We start from the raw sequence: 20,562 nt of genomic DNA, 5'->3' as shown, positions 1-20,562 counted from the left end.
CCCTCAATGCGTTTTGGGTGGCAGGTAAGGTTCCAGCAGCTGCAGCAGACGCTGTAGCGCGCCCTGGTTTTGATACAGCACTTCAACTGCATGACGACCATAGAAATTACGATAATCGGCATCGGTCAGCAAAGATGAGATCTCTTTCACCAGCGTCGGGCTATCGGTGACGGTGATCAACCCACTCGCTTGCTCCAGGCGGGCACAAATATCTTTAAAGTTAAAGGTATGCGGCCCCATCAGTACTGGAATAGCGTGTGCTGCGGCTTCTAACGGGTTGTGTCCCCCGCGTTCAACCAGCGAACCGCCGACAAAAGCAAGGTCAGCAATGCCGTACAGCAGCATCAGCTCGCCCATGGTATCGCCGATAACGACCTGGGTACTGGCAGAAGGAACTTCGCCTGAGGACCGTGTGGTATAGCTTAGTCCAGCCTGGCGTACGAGGTTAATGGCATCCGGGAAACGTTCCGGGTGTCTGGGAACCAGAATCAGTAAAAGGTTCGGGAACTGATGTAATAACGCCTGGTGTGCAGCGATGATAATGCTTTCTTCACCGTCATGCGTACTGGTTGCAATCCATACCGGGCGATGTGGCGCCCACTGGCGGCGTAACGTAACGGCTTTAGCGGCCAGCTGTGGCGTGACGGAAATATCAAACTTCAGACTGCCCGTTACGGTGACCTGATTGCTTTTGGCGCCCAGAGTAATAAAGCGTGCGCCATCTTCTTCATTTTGTGCGGCAATCAGCGTAATGCGGCGCAGTAACCGGCCAACAAATTTACCCAATTTCGCATAGCCGGCAGCCGAGCGGGCAGAAAGGCGTGCGTTGGCAATGACCAGAGGAATATGGCGCTTATGTAGCGCAGCAATCAGGTTTGGCCAGAGCTCGGTTTCCATAATTAACACCAGCTTGGGGTCAACCTTATTCAGGAAACGGTTCAGGGCATCCGGTAAATCATAAGGAAGATAGACGTGCTGAACATCCGTACCAAAAGCAGATTGTACGCGCTCGGAACCGGTTGGCGTCATCGTGGTTACCGTGATGGGCAGGTCTGGGTAACGATGACGTAGTGCACGAACTAAAGGGATCGCCGCCAGCGTTTCGCCCACGGAAACGGAATGAAGCATAATGCCGCCTGATTTCAGCGGACGACGATAAAAGCCGTAGCGTTCACCCCAGCGTTTACGGTAGGCCGGAGCCTTACGTCCGCGCACCCAAAGCCGTATCCAGATCAAGGGCTGAATAAGGTAGAAAAGGGCGGTGTAAAGCAATTCAAGCATAATGATAGCTGACTTATGAATGTGCTGGGGATTCTATGTATTTAACTATGGCTTTACCATCATTTTTCCTGTTTTCGACCTAAATAGGCTTCTTTCCCGAGACTGTCAGCGGGAAGTAACAATTTTTGTATGTTTGCACTTTCAGTTGATACTTCCCGATAATGTCATCTGGCGTAGCAGAAAGATGAAATATTTTTATTTACAACTTATTGATTTTATTTGATAAAATCAATAATTAGCTCAAAAATTATTCGAGTCGGATCATCACAAAAGAAGTGATACACTATCGTCTAAAAATGAGTGCGGTATCAGCGTTCAGGTAGCTGTTGAGCCTGGGGCGGTAGCGTGCTTTTTTTCTGCTTAACTTAACCAGACAATCACAACAAAAGAGTCGCTTGTGGATAAGCCATTTCGAAAAATCCTGGTCATAAAAATGCGTTTTCACGGAGATATGTTATTAACAACTCCTGTTATTAGTACGCTAAAGCAGAATTATCCTGATGCTAAAATCGACGTGCTTCTTTATCAGGACACTATCCCCATTTTGTCTGAGAACCCTGAAATTAATGCGCTTTATGGGATCAGTAATAAGGGGGTAAAAATCGCAGATAAGATTAAAAATGCCCTTTCACTGATCAAAACATTGCGTGCCAACCAGTATGACCTTGTCGTCAATCTCACCGATCAGTGGATGGTGGCAGTAATTGTACGTTGCCTTTCTGCTCGTATGAAAATTTCACAGTGTTATGACCATCGACAGCATGGTTTTTGGAAAAATAGCTTCACACACTTAGCTCCTGTTCACGGTACTCATATTGTTGAACGTAATTTGTCTGTACTGGAGCCTTTAGGTATCACTGATTTTTATCAAGATACCACCATGAGCTACGCTACTGAGCACTGGCAGAAAATTCGTAAAGATTTGGATGCGTTGGGTGTCAAAGGGCACTATGTCGTTGTTCAACCAACCGCAAGGCAGTTATTTAAATGCTGGGACAACGACAAATTTTCTCGTGTTATTGATGCCCTACATCGCCGTGGGTATGAGGTTATTCTGACGTCTGGCCCTTCGGCTGATGACCTGGCTTGCGTGGACGAAATTGCACAGGCATGCGAAATCCGGCCTGTTACAGCACTTGCGGGTAAAACCAGCTTCCCTGAGTTGGGGGCATTGATTGACCATGCGGATCTCTTCATTGGTGTCGATTCTGCACCGGGCCATATTGCTGCAGCGGTAAAAACGCCAGTGATATGCCTGTTTGGTGCTACCGATCATGTTTTCTGGCGACCCTGGACTGACAATATTATTCAGTTTTGGGCGGGGAATTATCATCCTATGCCAAAGAGAAACGAGCTCGACCGGAATAAAAGATACCTTTCCGTTATTCCCGCCGAGGATGTGATTGCTGCTACGGAAAAAATGTTACCGCAAAATATGCAAACCGACATCCGGGACGTACCACTATGATCGTCGCTTTCTGTTTATATAAATATTTCCCATTTGGTGGCTTGCAGCGGGATTTTATGCGCATTGCTCAAACTGTCGCGACACGTGGTCACCATGTTCGCGTCTACACACAATCCTGGGAAGGTGAATGTCCTGACATTTTTGAGCTGATTATTGTGCCGGTAAGGTCTCGGACGAATCATGGACGGAATGCGGAATATTATTCCTGGGTCCAGGCTCATTTGCTCCAAAACCCTGTCGATCGGGTTGTTGGATTTAATAAAATGCCGGGGCTGGACGTTTACTATGCTGCTGACGTTTGCTATGCCGAGAAAGTAGCGCAAGAAAAAGGTTTTTTTTACCGTTTAACATCACGTTATCGTCACTATGCCGCTTTTGAACGCGCGACGTTTGAGCAGGGTAAACCGACGCAGCTATTGATGCTAACCGATAAGCAGATTGCTGATTTCCAGAAGCATTATAAGACTGAGGCTGGGCGCTTTCATATTCTCCCCCCGGGGATTTATCCAGACAGAAAATATACTCAACAGATCCCGAACAGCCGCGGAGTCTACCGTCAGAAAAACGGCATAACGGAGCAGCAGCATTTATTACTTCAGGTGGGATCAGATTTTACGCGTAAAGGGGTGGATCGTTCTATTGAAGCGCTGGCATCTCTGCCCGAAACCCTACGGCTTAATACGTTGTTGTTTATTGTCGGGCAGGATAAACCGCGAAAATTTGAAGCGTTGGCGGAAAAGCATGGTGTCCGGGCTAATGTTCATTTTTTCTCTGGGCGTAATGATGTCGCAGAATTAATGGCTGCTGCCGATTTACTCTTGCATCCGGCATACCAGGAGGCTGCGGGTATTGTGTTACTGGAGGCAATTACTGCCGGGTTGCCAGTTCTGACATCGTCTGTATGTGGATATGCGCACTATATTGAAGATGCAAATTGTGGTGTGGTGATTGAAGAGCCCTTTCGGCAGGACATGTTGAACGAGGTATTATGCGAAGCGCTGACGCAATCTTCATTACGTGCTGCGTGGGCGGAAAATGCACGACATTATGCGGATACACAGGATTTGTATAGTTTGCCGGAAAAAGCGGCAGACCTCATTACAGGTGGTTTGAATGGTTGAGCTGAAAGAGCCGTTGACCACGCTTTGGCGCGGCAAAGATGCTTTTGAGGAAGTCAAAATATTACAGGGTGAAGTGTTCAGAGAACTGGAAACCCGCCGGACTTTGCGATTTGAACTAGCAGGTAAAAGCTATTTTCTCAAATGGCATCGGGGGACTTCTCTCAAAGAGATCGTGAAAAATTTGCTTTCGCTTCGTATGCCTGTTTTAGGTGCGGATCGAGAGTGGAATGCTATTCACCGGCTTAGCCATTTAGGTGTAGATACAATGCATGGCGTCGGTTTTGGTGAAAAGGGGTTGAACCCTCTGACCAGAACGTCGTTCATTATTACAGAGGATCTGACACCAACGATTAGTCTGGAAGATTATTGTACCGATTGGGCGATGAATCCTCCTGATATCAACGTTAAGCGGATGATCATTAAGCGCGTCGCGATGATGGTAAGAAAAATGCATGCTGGCGGTATCAACCATCGGGATTGCTATATCTGCCATTTTTTGCTGCATCTGCCCTTCAGTGGCCATCAGGATGATTTAAAGATTTCTGTCATTGACCTACATCGTGCGCAGATTCGTACTAAGGTTCCTCGCCGCTGGCGTGATAAAGATCTGATTGGACTCTATTTTTCATCAATGAATATTGGTCTGACCCAGCGCGACATTTTCCGTTTTATGAAAACGTACTTTGGTTTACCTCTGCGGGATGTGCTGTCTCGGGAAGCAAAATTGCTGGCTCAAACAGAGATAAAAGCTGAAAAAATTCGTGAACGTACACAACGGAAATCTCTTTAACTCATAATAAAAAAATTTATGAAAATAACCTTCGTCGGTGAAGCTGTTTCCGGATTCGGTGGTATGGAGACAGTTATTAAAAATGTCATTAGTACTCTTCAGGGTAAGTGTCAGCCTGATGAATGTAGCATTTTCTTTTTTTGTCGAAATGACAAAATGGATAAGGATTGGTTGCACGGAATTAATGTTGAGTATTCATTTGCTAACCAAAAAATTACTTTTTTCAGAAGAAGGAAGCTAGTTTCTGATTTTAGCAAATGGCTTCAAGAACACAATCCTGATATTATTATTTGTATTGATGTTTTATCCTGTCTTCTGGCCAGTAAGGCCAGAATGAAATCAGGCATAAACTTCAAATTTTTTTCATGGCCTCATTTTTCTCTTGATCACAAAAAGCATGCTGAGAACATAGTCTATGCTGATCATCATCTGGCAATCAGTTCTGGTATTAAACGGCAGATGATCGCAAGAGGTGTGCCAGAAGACTCAATCAGTCTCATATATAATCCAGTCTCCAGAAAAGAAGTAACAATTCCATCTCCAGGTAAAGAGGAGATAACAACTTTCCTCTATATCGGTCGTATGAAATTTGAAGGGCAGAAACGAATAAAAGATCTACTTGATGGTCTTTCAAATGTGAACGGAAAATGGAGGCTTCATGCCATCGGCGATGGTTCAGATTTTGTTAAGTGCCAGAATTATGCTCAGGAGCTTAACATCGATAATCATATTACCTGGCATGGTTGGCAATCAGATCCCTGGTCCCTGGTAAGAAATGAAATCAGATATGTTAGTGCATTATTACTAACCTCATCCTTTGAAGGATTCCCTATGACATTGCTAGAAGCCATGTCATATGGCATACCGTGTATCAGTTCTGATTGTGAGTCTGGTCCCGAAGATATAATTAAGAACGGCATAAATGGCTTTTTATATCCACCTGGTAACCTAACTGAATTCACTATGCTATTAAACAAAATTATTTCTGATCCTCTTACTATGTCCGCGAATGAAATCAAAGAATCAATATCCGGGTTTTACGATTCTGTATATTATAAAAATATGAATGAGACGATCTTATCCGTAGCTCATAAAAGTGAGAAGTAAATCGTATGTATTTAAATGATAATAGATTTATCCTTTCTCAAATAGATTATAATTATTCTGGGCACGATGAGGCAGAATGCTTTAATATCTGTTATGGATTGGACAAGAATTTCTTGTTTGGGTGTGGCATTTCGATTACCTCTGTTTTGATTCATAATTCACAAGAGAAACTAGCTTTTCATGTGTTCACGGACTATTTTTCAGAGGATTACCGTGAAAAATTTGAAATGTTGGCTAAAAAATATAAGACTCGAATTTCTATATACATAATAAACGGAGATACGCTAAAAGCACTTCCTAGCACAAGAAGTTGGTCTCATGCGATCTATTTCCGGTTTATTATTGCTGATTACTTTTCTGATAAACTTGATAGAATTCTGTATCTTGATGCTGATATTGCCTGTAAAGGAAGCATTCAAGAGTTAATTGAATTCAACTTCGCTCCTGATGATATTGCTGCTGTTGTTGCTGAAGGTGATGAAAAATGGTGGAAGCGACGGGCAGAACATTTATCAACACCAGGGCTCGTTGATGGGTATTTTAATTCCGGTTTTCTATTGATTCAGCCTCCTGTATGGGCGGCTCAAAAAATATCCTCAAATGCTATTGTTCTGCTAAATGATCAAGATATCACAAACAAAATTACACATTTTGATCAAGATGTTTTGAACATTTTGCTAACCGGTAAAATCAAGTTCATAGATAAAAAATTTAATACCCAATACAGTATTAACTACGAATTGAAAGATATCACTACAAACCCAGTGCAAGACTCAACGGTCCTTGTGCACTATATTGGGCCAACGAAGCCCTGGCATTCTTGGGGAGACTACCCGATATCAACATTTTTCTATCAGGCAAAAGATGCTTCACCATGGCAGAGCACAAAACTTTTTGATCCTCAAAATACAGTGCAAAGTCGGTATGCCGCTAAGCATTTTATGAAACAGAAAAAATTCACTCAAGCTCTTCTTTGTTGGGGTAAATACTATGCGTATAAAGCAAAAGCAATCATCAAGTAATTTGGTAATCTCGATTTCAACGATTTGATTGATTTCTTTTGGGTGGAAAATATGGATGTATTAACACAATATATTAAGAAAGAGTATTCATTTACTAAGAGTGATTTATTACAGGGTCAAGATAAGTATTTTAATATTGCGTATGGTACTGATATTAATTACCAGATGGGAGCTGCAATTTCTATCGCATCTATTCTTGAACATAATAAACAAAGACAACGAAATTATTGTTTTCATATTTTTACTAATTCAATATCAGAAGAATATGCCCAGCGCTTGAAATTAATATCGGAGCAGTACGATGCCCCTATTAATATCTATACGGTTGATGAGAAAATACTCGATAAATTGCCGGTAAGTGCGATATGGCCATTGTCGATATATTATCGGTTATTGGCATTTGATTATCTCTCTCAGAGCATAAACGCGCTCCTCTATCTTGATTCTGATGTAATTTGTAAAAATGAGATTACAGAGTTAGAAGAGTTGGATTTGGGGGATAAATTTGCTGCGGTTATTCCTGATGTTGAATCTACACAGAAAAGGAATGAGCAGCGATTGAAAATTAATTTTCAGGGTAACTACTTTAATTCCGGTGTTATTTTTGCTAACTTGCGACAGTGGAAAGAAAAAAACATCTCTGATCAAATATTTTCGCTGATAAGAAATGAAAGCGATAATTTAAAATATCCTGATCAAGATGCATTAAATATTGTTTTCCGCGGGCGATTGATCTATCTTGATAGAATATATAATGCAATTTACCCGTTGAAGTCTGAGTTTGAATGCAAAGATAAAAGTAATTATAAAAAATATATTACAGGTAAAACTGTTTTTATTCATTATACAGGTGTCACGAAACCATGGCATGAATGGGGCGGATATGATGCATCAAGCTATTTCCGAACCGTTTATGAGTTAACACCATGGAAAAATGATAAGTACTTAAAGGCAAAGACGAAACCTGAGTATAAAGAAGAGTATAAACACTACCTCTATCAGAGGCATTATATAAAAGCTTTTTATTCGTTATTTTTATATCAAAAAATTAAGATTTTTAATTAGACTGTAATACAGTGAATACGATACTTATGAATAATAACCTTCCTGTCTTTATTATCTCTCTTAAGAGTGATGTAGAGCGAAGAGATAAAATCTCGAAACTTCTTGCCAACGCAAATATTAGCTATGAATTTTTTGATGCAGTTGATTATCGGAGCGAACTATTTCAAGATAAAAAAAGAAATGTCTCCATAAATTCAGCAAAAGTATATGGTGAAATGACTGAGCCAGAAATGGCTTGTACATTAAGTCATCTCTGTGTGTATCAAAAAATATTAGATAACGATTACAAGTGGGCTCTTATACTTGAAGATGATGTCACATTTGATTCCCGGTTAGCTGCCATAGTACAGACACTTTCCCAATCAACGGATATCCTCAAGGGGGGGTGTACTTATGTACTGGGTGGACAACAGGGAACTTCTGACTATCAGCTTTTTGGTTTAAGCTTACTTGATGTTTTAAACATTGGACCGGTTAGATTTCGTAAGGCAACATATAAGAAGCACAAAGTGACACGGACCTGCTGTTATATTGTTGATAGACAATACTGCCAACGAGCTTTGTCATTACTCTCTACTCATGGCTTTTATTTAATAGATGATAGAAAAATACTATTAGATAATGGTGTAATTAATGATATTTATTTTTGTGATATAGTCTCTCACCCACTAGTTAATGCATCAAACTCACATCTGGAAAATAGCCGTATTAATAAAACGAAAAATACTAAAGTGAAAAAAAGAAATCGCTTAGTTTCCAATTTGCTAGTATGGCGATACAGGGTTAGAGTTTTTCTTGGTAGTTTCATATAGTTGAAAGCCAGAATGTTATAATTCTGGCTTTTTTTTAGATTTTTTCTTTATCATTAATTAATGAGCATACTAAGGCCAAGGTTAACAACCATGCAAGTGGGACAGGGATCGCGTATGCCAAAATATCACTTAAGCCATATAGTACAAATGCCACCACATAAGCATACATTAACGGCATACTCTTCTTATGTATAAATGTAATTATTGAAATTAAAAACAGGACATTCAATATTACACCTAACCAACCTGTTGTTGATAGTGTGTCAATCATTTGGTTATGAAGATGAGTGTTGAGATATAAAAGTGCTCCGGATAGTTCTTTATTATCCTCAACAATTTTTTTTATTTTATATCCTCGTTCTTCAAGCGATTGGCCTGTGTAATTATTATACGAAGATTCGAGACCTGTTTTATACATAGCAAATCTGGCACCGACAGATGTCACGCTATTATTTTCGTTATATTGAGCTATGTCTGATTTTAAATTGTCCACTCTCTCCATAATTGGCTTATAAAGTAACGCGCCTGATGCCATCGAGAATGCAATTACAGAGTAGATACAGATCTTTCTGGTTTTCTTACTGTGTTTTTTTAGTTCGTTCCAAAGAGTTAATACAATAATTACTGGATATACAATAATCCCAGCTCTTGTACCTGTTGCGGCTATTGCAATAAAATTGGCAAAACTAACAATTATCAACAACGATAATCGAAATCTTGTGACAACAGTTGATATCGCAATTAACGCATACAATGAAATAAAAGTAATTGTGTAAGCTGCACCAGTTGCATTTGGTCCGTATGCTAATGATAAGGTGGCTCTGCTTTCATTTAGAATGAAAAATTGATAGTACGCATATATTATATATATCAGGTTAACCAACAGAGCAATGAAAAGATGAACGTTTTTCATTATCTTTTCAGAGCGTTCCCTCATACTGGTGACGACAGGGATGACAAATGCTGTAAATAGCCCTGCCAGACTCCAGTCGCGATAGTTCATATAAGCACCCACGTATTCAGAATCTGGGGTTTTATATATCCTGAACCATAGGAATGATAAAACAGACAGCGCCAACAAGCTAAGGGCTATATATTTTTGTTCGGTTTTTAAATATTTTTTTGGTGAGATTATAATAGCCAGTAGTGCAATTTCTCCGGCTATCCTTAGTGTTTTTAATGCATAACCTTGCTGGAATGGCAGAAACAACAACGCCAGTAAGCACAGTCCCATAGTTGTTGAATACAGTATATTATCGGCGTTATTTCTATTTATCATACAATGAACGTCCACAATGTATTTGGTTAAATATATTAATATCTATTTTACTAACTCAAGTATATCTTTAGGATGAGTATCTTTAAGATCATGAGACTGTGAAATACATGCCGTCTGATTCTTCCCATAGCCCCCAATCAACCCAGGGTCTGTTGGGCCATACAGCGTTATGTTTGGTCGATCCAGTGCGGCGGTTAAATGGCTTAATCCGGTATCAACCGACACCACAAATTTTGCCCCCGCCAGTACGCGAGCGACCTCTTCAAGAGTCATCCGTGGAAGAACATCAACATACGAAAAACCTTCTGCCAGTCTTTTGGCCCGTGCTTCTTCGTGAGGTGCTCCCCAGGGGAGCTTAATCCGTATTCCGGCGTTATTTAACAGACCAATGAGTTCACGCCAGTTCGCTTCCGGCCAGTGCTTATCTTCTCGCGTTGTGGCGTGTAAAAATACCGCATATTGACCCGAATTGGCACTAAGGTCAGTCAGGAAATGCTGCGCGATCGCATAATCACCCTGTGACTGTGGTTTGGTATATCCCAGACTTTGCGCAAACAGTTCGCGTGTACGTTCAACGGCATGTTGCTGTTTGGCAATGTGATGCTTACGGTTATAAAAAAGGCTCGCCAGAGGTTCGCGGGCCGTGCTCCAGTCCATACCATGCTTTACGCCGCGTGCCAGGCGTGTAACCAGAGCCGCGCTTTTTACCAGACCTTGCGCGTCGATTATCGCATCATATTGCTGCAGGCGTACCGCATCACGGAAGACTTTGCGTTCTGCTTTAATCGGGGCAGAAAACCATGCTTTACGCCAGCGGCGGATGGCGACGGGGATCACCCGGTCAACAGACGCATGCCAGGAGGGAATTTGGGCAAACCCTTCTTCCACTACCCAGTCAAATTGAATACCCGGAATCGCCTGTTGTGCATCCGTCAAAGCAGGCAACGTATGCAGCACATCACCCATTGACGACGTTTTAACGATCAGAACCCGCATCCGTCAGGCTTCCTCTTGTAACAACAGGTCATTGAGCTCTTCCAGTACGCGCTGGGGTGTGATGTCAATCAGGCTCTGATGATACCCTTGTGCCGCATCGCCCTTACGCACTTTGTGATAACCCGTAATCAGGCGGATCACACGTGCTTTATGGGACAGCGGGGGCGTGAAATCCGGGCTGCTTGGGCCGTAAAGCGCGACCAGAGGACGGTTCAGTGCCGCGGCCACATGCATCAGGCCGGAGTCATTAGTGACGACAGCTTTACAGGCGGCAAGAAGAATAACGGCCTGTTCCAGCTGCGTTTCACCTGCCAGATTGCGACACCACGCCTGCTGTTCGGTATTCAGTGTTGCCAGAATTTCATTGCCCGCTTCATGATCTTTGGCGGAACCGAACAGCACAATCTGATGACCTTCGTCGATCAGCTGTTTCGCCAGTTCTGCGTAATGGTAATGTGGCCAGCGTTTCGCCGGACCAAATTCCGCGCCAGGGCAAAAGCCAATCATTGGGCGTTCAGCGGAAAGAGAGAACTGACTGCAGGTCAGCGATTTTTCACCCTCACTGATTTGTAACTGCGGCCATAACAGGGGCTGAGGCAAATCTTTGGCCGTCAGCATCACACCTTTGTCGTACGCCAGTGCAACATAGCGCTCGACCATCAGCGGCCAGGCTTCTTTATCCAGCACGCGCGCATCGTTTAGCAGACCATAGCGCATCTCGCCACGCCAGCCAGTACGGTGGGGAATGCCGGCAAAGAACGGCACCAGCGCGGATTTAAATGAGTTAGGCAGCACATACGCGCGGTCATAGCGTTTCTCACGCAAACTATGACCGAGTTTGCGGCGTTCGCCGATCTCCAGCGCACCGTGTCCGAGCGGCATAGCGATAGCGTCGTTGACTTCAGGCATACGCGACAGCAACGGACGGCACCATGCTGGTGCCATCACGTCGATTATCGCCTGGGGATAGCGCGCCTTGAGCGTGCGATAGAGACTTTGCGACATCATCATGTCGCCCACCCAGGACGGGCCAATCACCAGTATCTTCATGTTTCTTCTTACGCGTCGCGGTTCAACCAGGCCATATATTCCGTTACGCCTTCGGCAACGGTCTTAAACGGTTTGTCATAGCCTGCTGCGCGCAGATTAGTCAGGTCTGCCTGCGTGAATGCCTGATAACGGCCTTTCAGTTTTTCCGGGAACGGAATGTACTCAATGCTGCCTTTTTTGTGGTACGCCAGCGTGGCATCTGCCACGGCCTGGAAGGATTCTGCGCGACCTGTACCGAGGTTGAAGATGCCGGAAACACCGTTTTCCAGGAACCACAGGTTTACCGCAGCAACATCGCCGACATAGACGAAATCACGCTTAAAGTTTTCGCTGCCTTCAAACAGTTTCGGCGTTTCGCCGTTGTTGAGCTGCGTGTTGAGGTGGAAAGCGACGCTCGCCATGCTGCCTTTGTGGCCTTCACGTGGGCCATAAACGTTGAAATAGCGGAAGCCAACGATTTGCGAGTTTGCTTCAGGCAGGATTTGACGAACATATTCGTCGAACAGGAATTTTGAGTAGCCGTAGACGTTCAGCGGTTTCTCATATTCACGGGATTCGATGAAGTCAGAAGTCCGGCCGCCGTAGGTTGCCGCAGAAGAGGCGTACAGGAACGGAATTTCGCGCTCCAGGCAGTAGTGCAGAAGCTCTTTGGAGTATTGATAGTTGTTATCCATCATATACTTGCCGTCCCACTCGGTGGTGGAGGAGCATGCGCCTTCGTGGAAAATCGCCTCGATATCGCCGAAATCTTCTCCGGCCATAATTTGGATCAGGAAGTCTTCCTTGTCCATGTAGTCAGCAATATTCAGATCCACCAGGTTGACAAACTTGGTGCCGTCTTTCAGGTTGTCCACCACCAGAATATCGGTGATGCCTTTATCATTCAGGGACTTGACGATGTTGCTGCCGATAAAGCCCGCGCCGCCGGTAACGATGATCATAAATGTAACCTTCGAAATATGGAGTCAGAGACAATCTCAGACACGAATACTTCATATCATATCACTACATGGCCCAGGCTTCAGCCATTCACCGATAAGCTGTGCGGGTACGCGTGATTTATGCTTCATTTTGAAGAAGTGATGATGCGTCATCTCGTATCAACGTATAGCTTTGGGTAATATGTGCTGAAATTTGCCCAGTCTGGAGAATCGCAATGCGTGGGAATTTTTACAAGCAGTTAACGAACGATCTGGAAACCGCCCGTGCGGAAGGATTGTTTAAAGAAGAGCGCATTATTACGTCTGCTCAGCAGGCGGATATCACCGTGGCAGACGGAAGCCACGTTATTAACTTTTGTGCGAACAACTATCTGGGACTGGCTAACCACCCGGAACTGATTGCGGCGGCAAAAGCGGGCATGGATTCTCACGGGTTTGGTATGGCTTCGGTGCGGTTTATCTGCGGCACTCAGGATAGCCATAAGCAACTGGAGCAAAAACTGGCAGCATTCCTCGGTATGGAAGATGCCATTCTTTACTCTTCCTGTTTCGACGCCAATGGCGGCCTGTTCGAAACGCTGCTGGGCGCAGAAGATGCGATTATCTCTGATGCGCTGAACCACGCATCTATCATCGACGGTGTTCGTCTGTGTAAAGCGAAGCGCTTCCGTTACGCCAACAACGACATGCAAGAACTGGAATCTCGTCTGAAAGAAGCACGTGAAGCTGGCGCTCGTCATGTGCTGATCGCGACCGACGGTGTGTTCTCTATGGATGGCGTGATCGCCAATCTGAAAGGTGTCTGCGATCTGGCAGACAAATACGATGCGCTGGTGATGGTTGATGATTCCCATGCAGTGGGGTTTGTCGGCGAAAACGGTCGTGGTTCTCATGAATATTGCGACGTCATGGGTCGCGTGGACATCATCACCGGTACGTTGGGTAAAGCGCTGGGTGGTGCATCGGGCGGTTACACTGCGGCACGCAAAGAAGTCGTGGAGTGGCTGCGTCAGCGTTCCCGCCCGTACCTGTTCTCCAACTCACTGGCTCCGGCAATTGTTGCAGCCTCCATTAAAGTGCTGGAAATGGTGGAAGCTGGCAGCGAACTGCGTGGCCGTCTGTGGGCAAACGCCCGTCAGTTCCGTGAACAAATGTCAGCCGCTGGCTTTACGCTGGCCGGTGCGGATCATGCGATTATCCCGGTTATGCTGGGTGACGCTGTCGTCGCGCAGGACTTTGCCCGCGAACTGCAAAAAGAAGGGATTTACGTGACCGGATTCTTCTATCCGGTGGTTCCGAAAGGTCAGGCGCGTATCCGTACCCAGATGTCTGCGGCGCATACCCCTGAGCAGATTACGCGTGCTGTTGAGGCGTTCACACGCATTGGTAAACAACTGGGCGTTATTGCCTGAGGATGTGAAATGAAAGCGTTATCCAAACTGAAAGCGGAAGAGGGCATTTGGATGACCGACGTTCCTGAACCGGAAGTCGGCCATAACGATTTGCTGATTAAAATCCGTAAAACAGCCATCTGCGGGACTGACGTTCACATTTATAACTGGGATGACTGGTCGCAAAAAACCATCCCGGTTCCGATGGTCGTGGGGCATGAATATGTCGGCGAAGTTGTCGGCATCGGCCAGGAAGTGAAAGGCTTTAAAATCGGCGATCGTGTTTCAGGTGAAGGCCACATTACCTGTGGGCATTGCCGAAACTGTCGCGGCGGACGTACTCATCTGTGCCGTAATACCACCGGTGTCGGTGTAAACCGTCCTGGTTGTTTTGCCGAGTACCTGGTGATCCCGGCATTTAACGCGTTCAAAATCCCTGACAATATCTCTGATGACCTGGCGTCAATCTTCGATCCGTTCGGTAATGCAGTGCATACGGCGCTGTCATTCGATCTGGTTGGGGAGGATGTACTGGTTTCTGGCGCAGGTCCTATCGGTATTATGGCCGCAGCGGTTGCCAAACACGTAGGCGCACGCCACGTGGTGATTACTGACGTCAATGAGTATCGCCTGGAACTGGCGCGCAAAATGGGGATCACCCGCGCGGTCAACGTCGCGAAAGAGAATCTGACCGACGTGATGGCTGAACTGGGCATGACCGAAGGGTTTGATGTTGGCCTGGAGATGTCCGGTGCGCCGCCAGCGTTTCGTGCCATGCTGGACACCATGAACCACGGTGGCCGTATTGCCATGTTGGGTATTCCACCATCAGACATGTCAGTTGACTGGACTAAAATTATCTTTAAAGGATTGTTCATTAAAGGTATTTACGGTCGCGAGATGTTTGAAACCTGGTACAAGATGGCTGCATTAATCCAGTCTGGTCTGGATTTGTCGCCGATCATCACTCATCGTTTCTCTATCGATGAGTTCCAGCAAGGCTTTGACGCTATGCGTTCAGGCCAGTCAGGGAAAGTGATCCTCAGTTGGGATTAACCCTGTCGAGTGAAGGGATTCTGTATGCAGTCCCCGGAGGTTTACTCTCGTGAACTCTCCGGGGATTTTTGTTTGTGTGGAGCCATTACCCGGCGCATTTTACGTTAAAAGCATGACCAATTTTCTCTGATCATCTACCGTTTAATGTGTTAAAAAGTGCCGTTAATTCTACTGTCTGGCAGGATTTTATATGACCTATACCCCTGGTCTCCTGAGCGTCATTATGCCGCTTTACAACACGGGTGAGCCGTTCATCGCGTGTATGGATTCGCTGATTGCGCAAACCTGGAAAAATCTGGAAATCATTATTGTTAATGATGGCTCTACGGATAATTCGGCGGAGCTCGCTCAGGCGTATGCGGATCGTTATCCGCACGTTCATCTGTTACACCAGCGCAATGGGGGCGTCTCGGCGGCACGAAATACCGGCATGGCGATTGCGAAAGGTGAATACATCGCTTACGTCGATGGTGATGACATTGCCTATCCCGAAATGTACGAAACGCTGATGAATATGGCGCTGAAGGACAATCTGGATGTTGCGCAGTGCAACGCTGACTGGTGTATTGCGGAAACGGGTAAGACCTGGGCATCAATCCCTACCGACCGTATTCGCTCTACCGACGTGATGACCGGACCAGACTGGCTACGAAAAGCATTAGCCAGCCGCCGCTGGAGACACGTTGTCTGGATGGGGGTGTACCGTCATCAGACTATCCGCGACGCGGGGCTGACTTTCCTGTCCGGCTTGCACCACCAGGATATCATCTGGACGACGGAGTTCATGTTTAATGCGAAACGTGCGCGCTACACGGAAGTCCCGTTGTACAAATACTTCCTGCATGGCGCCTCCGTGAGTCGCCTGAAGCGTACCGGGTTAAAGAACCTGAGCTATCAGCGCCATTACATCAAAATTACCCGCCTGCTGGATAAAATGAATCACGATTACGCCGGGCGTATTCCGATTTACCCAGAGTTCAAACAGCAGGTGATTTACGAAGCGATGCGCGTCTGCCATTGCATACGCAAAGAGCCTGACGAGAAGATTCGCCAGCGCATGATTGCCGAGGTTTTCGTTTCCGGGATGTTCAAGCGGATGGTGAGTAATATTTGCAGCGTCAAGCTGGGCTATCAGGTGCTGTTGTGGGCCATCCGCTTTAGCAAGTGGCGCGATAAGTCACTGACTCCGCGCCGACTGACTCATTTAACGCTGGGTCTGAAAGACTGATTACTGCCAGCCCTGCCACTGCAGTCGCATATACTGCACCAGCGTGCTTTGTGTGATGCTTTCACCGAGCACGCTAAAGAATCGGCTGGCGTAGACCGGCTCCAGCGGTTGTTTCGGTTTGCACAATTTCACGCCGCGGAAAGGATTACGCGGGGCATCAGGCGCGCCATTTGGCGGCGGTGTGAGATTGGGTCTTGAGGTATCGACCTGCGGTTCATTGAGCAGGCTGCTCGGGCGAACCAGCGTGATGTCGGCTGGCAGGCTATACAGCATCTGTTGCAATACACGAACCGTTGAAGGGTGAGGATGCCCGATGGCAATGGCTGAACCGTTGCGGCGGGCAAGATCGACAGCACGGTTAAACTGGCGGCGGATGTCCGCTTCGTTTTGTGTATCGTCGAGGAAGACTTTACGTTTGATCACCTTCACGCCGGTTCCTGCTGCGGCGCGCATGGCCTGGCTGTTGCCGATGGTCATACTGTCCAGGAAGTAAAGATCGTAGCGACCCAGCGCCTGCATCACCTTCTGCATGCCGAACAGGCTGGAAGTCATCGCACTGCCCATATGGTTGTTAAGCCCCACTGCATAGGGCACTTTGCCCACTGCATCGCGAATAATCCGCTCAATCTCGTCGCTGCTCATCTCCGGGCGCAACGTATCTTTCTCTAACGGCTGCTTGCTCAGCGGCGCCATCGGCAGATGGATTAATACTTCATGTCCGCTGTTATGCGCTTTTGTCGCCATTTCACGGGCGTGTGGAGCATTGGGTAAAACGGCGACGGAGACGGTAGACGGCATCGCCAGCACCTGGTTTTCAGTTTGCGGACGATAACCGAAATCATCTATGACGATAGCGAGTTTTCCAGCAAACACAGGGGTAGCGCATGCCAGCAGGCTGGCGAGTGAGAGCAAGAGACGACGAAATTGAGGCAAAACTTATCTTCCCAACCACGGCTGTGGATTGACGGCCTGACCCTGGCGACGAATTTCGAAATAGAGTGCAGGTCTGCCCTGACCACCACTGCTACCCACAAGCGCGATAGGCTGCCCGGCACGAACCTGTGTACCGACGCTGACCAACGCGCTTTGGTTATAACCGTAAAGACTCATATCACCTTTACCGTGTTCAACGACGACCACCAGACCATAGCCTTGCAGCCAGTCAGCGAGAATCACACGGCCATCGGCGATGGCTTTCACCTCGGTGCCTTCAGAAGCACCGATGACCATCCCTTTCCAACGTAGCTCACCCTGCAGCTGTTCGCCATAGCGATGTAACGTTGGACCCCGGACGGGCCAGAATGCCTGGCCGCGCGGCGAGCCCAAACCGCCGGTACGGGACATCAGTGATTTTTCGTTTTCGGTCGGTTTGTAGGTGGAGCCTTTGCGTGACGCTTCCTGCTGTTTGTCGCGAACGGCCTGTGCTTCACGCGCTTCACGCTCAGCGCGCGCTTTAGCAGCGGCTTCAGCCCGTGCAAGACTGTTACGCAGACGGGATTCGTTGGCGCGTAGCTCACCTAGCTGCTGCTGACCCTGTTGAATGGAGGACTCCAGCCCGGCGAGTGTTTTTTGGCGCTCGTTACGCGCCTGTTCCAGCTTAGCCTGCTGGGCGCGCTGTTCATACAGCAGCGTCTGCTGTTCGCTCTGCTTATCTTCCAGCTCAGCTTTCTGCGTATCGACCTCTTCGCGAGTTTGTTTCAACTGAGCGATGGTTTCCTGGCGCGCCTGGTTCAGATACCCAAAATAGGCCTGCAGGCGCTGTCCGCGCTGGCTTTCTTCACCACTAAGGATTAACTGAATACCGGTATGTTCGCCCTGACGAAATGCCGCGTCCAGCTGGGCTGCCAGGCTGCGTTCTTGCGCTGCCCGTTGTTTTTCCAGCTTCTCCAGCGCGGCGTTCATTTCGGCGATTTGTGCATTCAGTTGCGCCAGTGAATTTTGCGTTTCGCGTAGTTGGCGCGCGGCGACGGCGATAGCCTGTTCCTGCGCTTTAAGTTGGGCGAGAAGGGTAGAGCGTTGTTGTTGCTGTTGGCGTACCGCGCGTTCTTTTGCCGCGATATCGGCCTGAATAGATTTGAGTTGGTCGCGTTCGTCCGCGTGGGCGGAAAAGGCGCACAACAATACGCCAGCGCTAAGCGCGCTGGCGTAGAACAGAGGCCTGACTGAAAACTTTCGCAGTTTCACGGCCCATGTGATGGTATTAATCGCCTTTCCCCTCATGGGGAGGGATTATTCCACGATGAACAGCGGCTTACCAGTCATCTCTTGCGGGATTTCCATACCCATCAGCGTCAGCATGGTCGGTGCGATATCGGAAAGTTTACCGCCTTCGACCGCTTTGACGTTTTTGCCACCCACATAAATCAGCGGAACCGGCAGGTTGGTATGTGCGGTATGTGCCTGACCGGTAGACGGATCGCGCATTTGTTCTGCGTTACCGTGGTCTGCGGTGATCAGCAACTGGCCGCCAACAGATTCAACCGCTTTGGCGACTTGCTCAACGCAGTGATCCAGCGCTTCAACCGCTTTAACTGCAGCTTCCATCACGCCGGTGTGGCCAACCATGTCGCCGTTCGGGTAGTTACAGATGATGGTGTCGTATTTACCGCTCTCAATGGCGGCAACCAGTTTCTCAGTCAGTTCAGCAGAGCTCATTTCTGGCTGCAGATCGTAGGTCGCCACTTTCGGGGAATTGATCAGAATACGTTCTTCGCCTTTGAACGGCTCTTCAACGCCGCCGTTGAAGAAGAAGGTCACGTGTGCATATTTCTCGGTTTCGGAAATGCGCAGCTGCGTTTTGTCGTGCTTCGCCATCCACTCGCCGAGGGTGTTAGCCAGAGATGCTGGTGGGTAAGCAACCGCAGTTTTGATGTCAGCTGCGTATTCGGTCAGCATCACAAAGTTGAGGTTAACCACTTTCTTGCGGGCGAAGCCGTCGAAGTCAGCGTTAACAAACGCACGGGTGATTTCACGCGCACGGTCAGCACGGAAGTTCATGAAAATCAGCGTATCGCCGTCTTCCATGGCAGCATCAGCCTGGCCTTCAGCACGAATCACGGTCGCTTTCACGAATTCGTCGTTTTCATCACGCGCATAGGCAGCCTGCAGGCCCTCAACAGCCGTAGCGAACTGGAACTCGCCTTTTGCCAGCGTCATCAGGTCATATGCCTGTTCAACGCGATCCCAACGGTTGTCGCGGTCCATGGCGTAGTAACGACCGATGATGGACGCTACGCGGCCTTTGCCCAGTGCGGCAAATTTCTCTTCGAATTTCTGCAGTGAATGTTCAGCGCTACGCGGCGGGGTATCGCGGCCGTCGAGGAAGGCGTGCAGATAGATTTTTTCTGCACCACGCTCAGCAGCCATTTCAACCATCGCCATGATGTGATCTTCGTGGCTATGTACACCGCCGGCGGACAGCAGACCCATGATGTGAACTGCTTTTCCGCTATTTTTTGCCTGATCGACAGCGCCGGTCAGTACCGGGTTAGCGAAGAAGGTGCGTTCTTTGATTTCAACGTCCAGACGGGTCAGATCCTGATACACGATACGGCCCGCGCCCAGGTTGACGTGACCCACTTCGGAGTTGCCCATCTGGCGGTCAGGCAGACCAACTTCCAGACCAGACGCGTCAATCAGGGTATGCGGACGTTTTGCCCACAGAGCATCCATCACCGGGGTTTTGGCATTAAAAATGGCGTTATCCTGGCTGTCTTCGCGATAGCCATAGCCATCCAGAATTACCAGTACCATAGGTTTTTTAGAAACCGACATTGCGACAACCTCACACTCAATAGACAAAAATAATTGCGTAATTTTACTACAGCTGAATCGATAAAATAGCCCCAGAAGATCAAATAATGGGGTAGCGTGGCTCAGGGAGGGCGCCGATTTACACTTTTTTTTCCGTAGCGCCCCGCAAAAATGCAATCCAGTGCATGCTCTGGCTGTATTT

At 47.1% G+C, this 20,562-nt stretch carries 18 protein-coding genes; 10 read left to right on the top strand and 8 right to left on the bottom strand.

What is annotated here, in order from left to right:
• Positions 1-3: 3 nt before the first annotated feature.
• Positions 4-1,281, bottom strand: coding sequence for a lipid IV(A) 3-deoxy-D-manno-octulosonic acid transferase (waaA, locus tag N7268_RS04870; protein WP_260861971.1), 1,278 nt, complete (start codon positions 1,279-1,281; stop codon positions 4-6).
• A gap of 397 nt (positions 1,282-1,678) precedes the next feature.
• On the opposite strand from waaA, the gene rfaQ reads away from it, so the two are divergent.
• The 7 genes from rfaQ to N7268_RS04835 are packed head-to-tail and all read left to right on the top strand — an operon-like array spanning position 1,679 to position 8,666.
• Entirely contained in the window at positions 1,679-2,749 is a 1,071-nt protein-coding gene (gene rfaQ, locus N7268_RS04865) for a lipopolysaccharide core heptosyltransferase RfaQ (protein WP_260861970.1), read from the top strand.
• Positions 2,746-3,870, top strand: coding sequence for a glycosyltransferase family 4 protein (locus N7268_RS04860; RefSeq protein ID WP_260861969.1), 1,125 nt, complete (start codon positions 2,746-2,748; stop codon positions 3,868-3,870). The genes rfaQ and N7268_RS04860 overlap by 4 nt, the downstream gene beginning before the upstream one ends.
• Entirely contained in the window at positions 3,863-4,660 is a 798-nt protein-coding gene (gene rfaP, locus N7268_RS04855; protein ID WP_260861968.1) for a lipopolysaccharide core heptose(I) kinase RfaP, read from the top strand. The genes N7268_RS04860 and rfaP overlap by 8 nt, the downstream gene beginning before the upstream one ends.
• An 18-nt stretch (positions 4,661-4,678) precedes the next feature.
• Complete coding sequence (gene waaB / locus N7268_RS04850; RefSeq protein ID WP_260861967.1) at positions 4,679-5,767, top strand: lipopolysaccharide 1,6-galactosyltransferase; 1,089 nt, start codon at positions 4,679-4,681, stop codon at positions 5,765-5,767.
• A 5-nt stretch (positions 5,768-5,772) separates the two neighbouring features.
• Positions 5,773-6,789: a lipopolysaccharide 3-alpha-galactosyltransferase gene (gene waaO / locus N7268_RS04845; protein WP_260861965.1), complete on the top strand. Its 1,017-nt coding sequence runs from the start codon at positions 5,773-5,775 to the stop codon at positions 6,787-6,789.
• A gap of 51 nt (positions 6,790-6,840) precedes the next feature.
• Positions 6,841-7,854 (top strand): glycosyltransferase family 8 protein, encoded by a 1,014-nt coding sequence (locus N7268_RS04840; RefSeq protein WP_260861964.1) that lies wholly within the window; start codon positions 6,841-6,843, stop codon positions 7,852-7,854.
• A gap of 26 nt (positions 7,855-7,880) precedes the next feature.
• A complete protein-coding gene (locus tag N7268_RS04835) occupies positions 7,881-8,666 on the top strand; it encodes a glycosyltransferase family 25 protein (RefSeq protein WP_260861963.1) in 786 nt (261 codons plus the stop codon).
• A 34-nt stretch (positions 8,667-8,700) separates the two neighbouring features.
• On the opposite strand, the gene N7268_RS04830 is transcribed toward N7268_RS04835, so the two are convergent.
• From N7268_RS04830 to rfaD, 4 genes are read right to left on the bottom strand one after another with little or no spacing between them, the layout of a single operon-like run.
• On the bottom strand, positions 8,701-9,945 hold the full coding sequence (locus N7268_RS04830; RefSeq protein WP_260861962.1) for an O-antigen ligase family protein: 1,245 nt from the start codon (positions 9,943-9,945) through the stop codon (positions 8,701-8,703).
• Between the two features lie 42 nt (positions 9,946-9,987).
• The gene (rfaC, locus tag N7268_RS04825; RefSeq protein WP_260861961.1) at positions 9,988-10,941 is read right to left on the bottom strand and encodes a lipopolysaccharide heptosyltransferase RfaC; all 954 of its coding nucleotides are present in this window, start codon (positions 10,939-10,941) and stop codon (positions 9,988-9,990) included.
• 3 nt (positions 10,942-10,944) lie between these two features.
• Positions 10,945-11,991, bottom strand: a complete 1,047-nt coding sequence (gene rfaF / locus N7268_RS04820; RefSeq protein ID WP_260861960.1) for an ADP-heptose--LPS heptosyltransferase RfaF — start codon at positions 11,989-11,991, stop codon at positions 10,945-10,947.
• Between the two features lie 8 nt (positions 11,992-11,999).
• Positions 12,000-12,932, bottom strand: coding sequence for an ADP-glyceromanno-heptose 6-epimerase (gene rfaD, locus N7268_RS04815; RefSeq protein ID WP_003827312.1), 933 nt, complete (start codon positions 12,930-12,932; stop codon positions 12,000-12,002).
• Positions 12,933-13,147: 215 nt separating this feature from the next.
• Here rfaD and kbl point away from each other — a divergent pair, with 215 nt between their 5' ends.
• The 3 genes from kbl to N7268_RS04800 all read left to right on the top strand — a co-directional run bounded on the left by kbl (position 13,148) and on the right by N7268_RS04800 (position 16,607).
• Complete coding sequence (kbl, locus tag N7268_RS04810; RefSeq protein WP_260861959.1) at positions 13,148-14,344, top strand: glycine C-acetyltransferase; 1,197 nt, start codon at positions 13,148-13,150, stop codon at positions 14,342-14,344.
• A 9-nt stretch (positions 14,345-14,353) separates the two neighbouring features.
• Positions 14,354-15,379, top strand: coding sequence for an L-threonine 3-dehydrogenase (gene tdh, locus N7268_RS04805; protein WP_198906934.1), 1,026 nt, complete (start codon positions 14,354-14,356; stop codon positions 15,377-15,379).
• A gap of 190 nt (positions 15,380-15,569) precedes the next feature.
• Complete coding sequence (locus N7268_RS04800; protein WP_260861958.1) at positions 15,570-16,607, top strand: glycosyltransferase; 1,038 nt, start codon at positions 15,570-15,572, stop codon at positions 16,605-16,607.
• On the opposite strand, the gene N7268_RS04795 is transcribed toward N7268_RS04800, so the two are convergent.
• From N7268_RS04795 to gpmM, 3 genes are read right to left on the bottom strand one after another with little or no spacing between them, the layout of a single operon-like run.
• Positions 16,608-17,540, bottom strand: a complete 933-nt coding sequence (locus N7268_RS04795) for a divergent polysaccharide deacetylase family protein (RefSeq protein WP_260861957.1) — start codon at positions 17,538-17,540, stop codon at positions 16,608-16,610.
• Positions 17,541-17,543: 3 nt separating this feature from the next.
• Complete coding sequence (envC, locus tag N7268_RS04790) at positions 17,544-18,803, bottom strand: murein hydrolase activator EnvC (protein ID WP_260863526.1); 1,260 nt, start codon at positions 18,801-18,803, stop codon at positions 17,544-17,546.
• Between the two features lie 33 nt (positions 18,804-18,836).
• The gene (gene gpmM, locus N7268_RS04785) at positions 18,837-20,381 is read right to left on the bottom strand and encodes a 2,3-bisphosphoglycerate-independent phosphoglycerate mutase (protein ID WP_260861956.1); all 1,545 of its coding nucleotides are present in this window, start codon (positions 20,379-20,381) and stop codon (positions 18,837-18,839) included.
• Positions 20,382-20,562 lie beyond the last annotated feature (181 nt).

The organism is Citrobacter sp. Marseille-Q6884 (assembly GCF_945906775.1).
Taxonomy (GTDB): domain Bacteria; phylum Pseudomonadota; class Gammaproteobacteria; order Enterobacterales; family Enterobacteriaceae; genus Citrobacter.
This window is presented reverse-complemented; position numbering and strand designations above follow the sequence as displayed.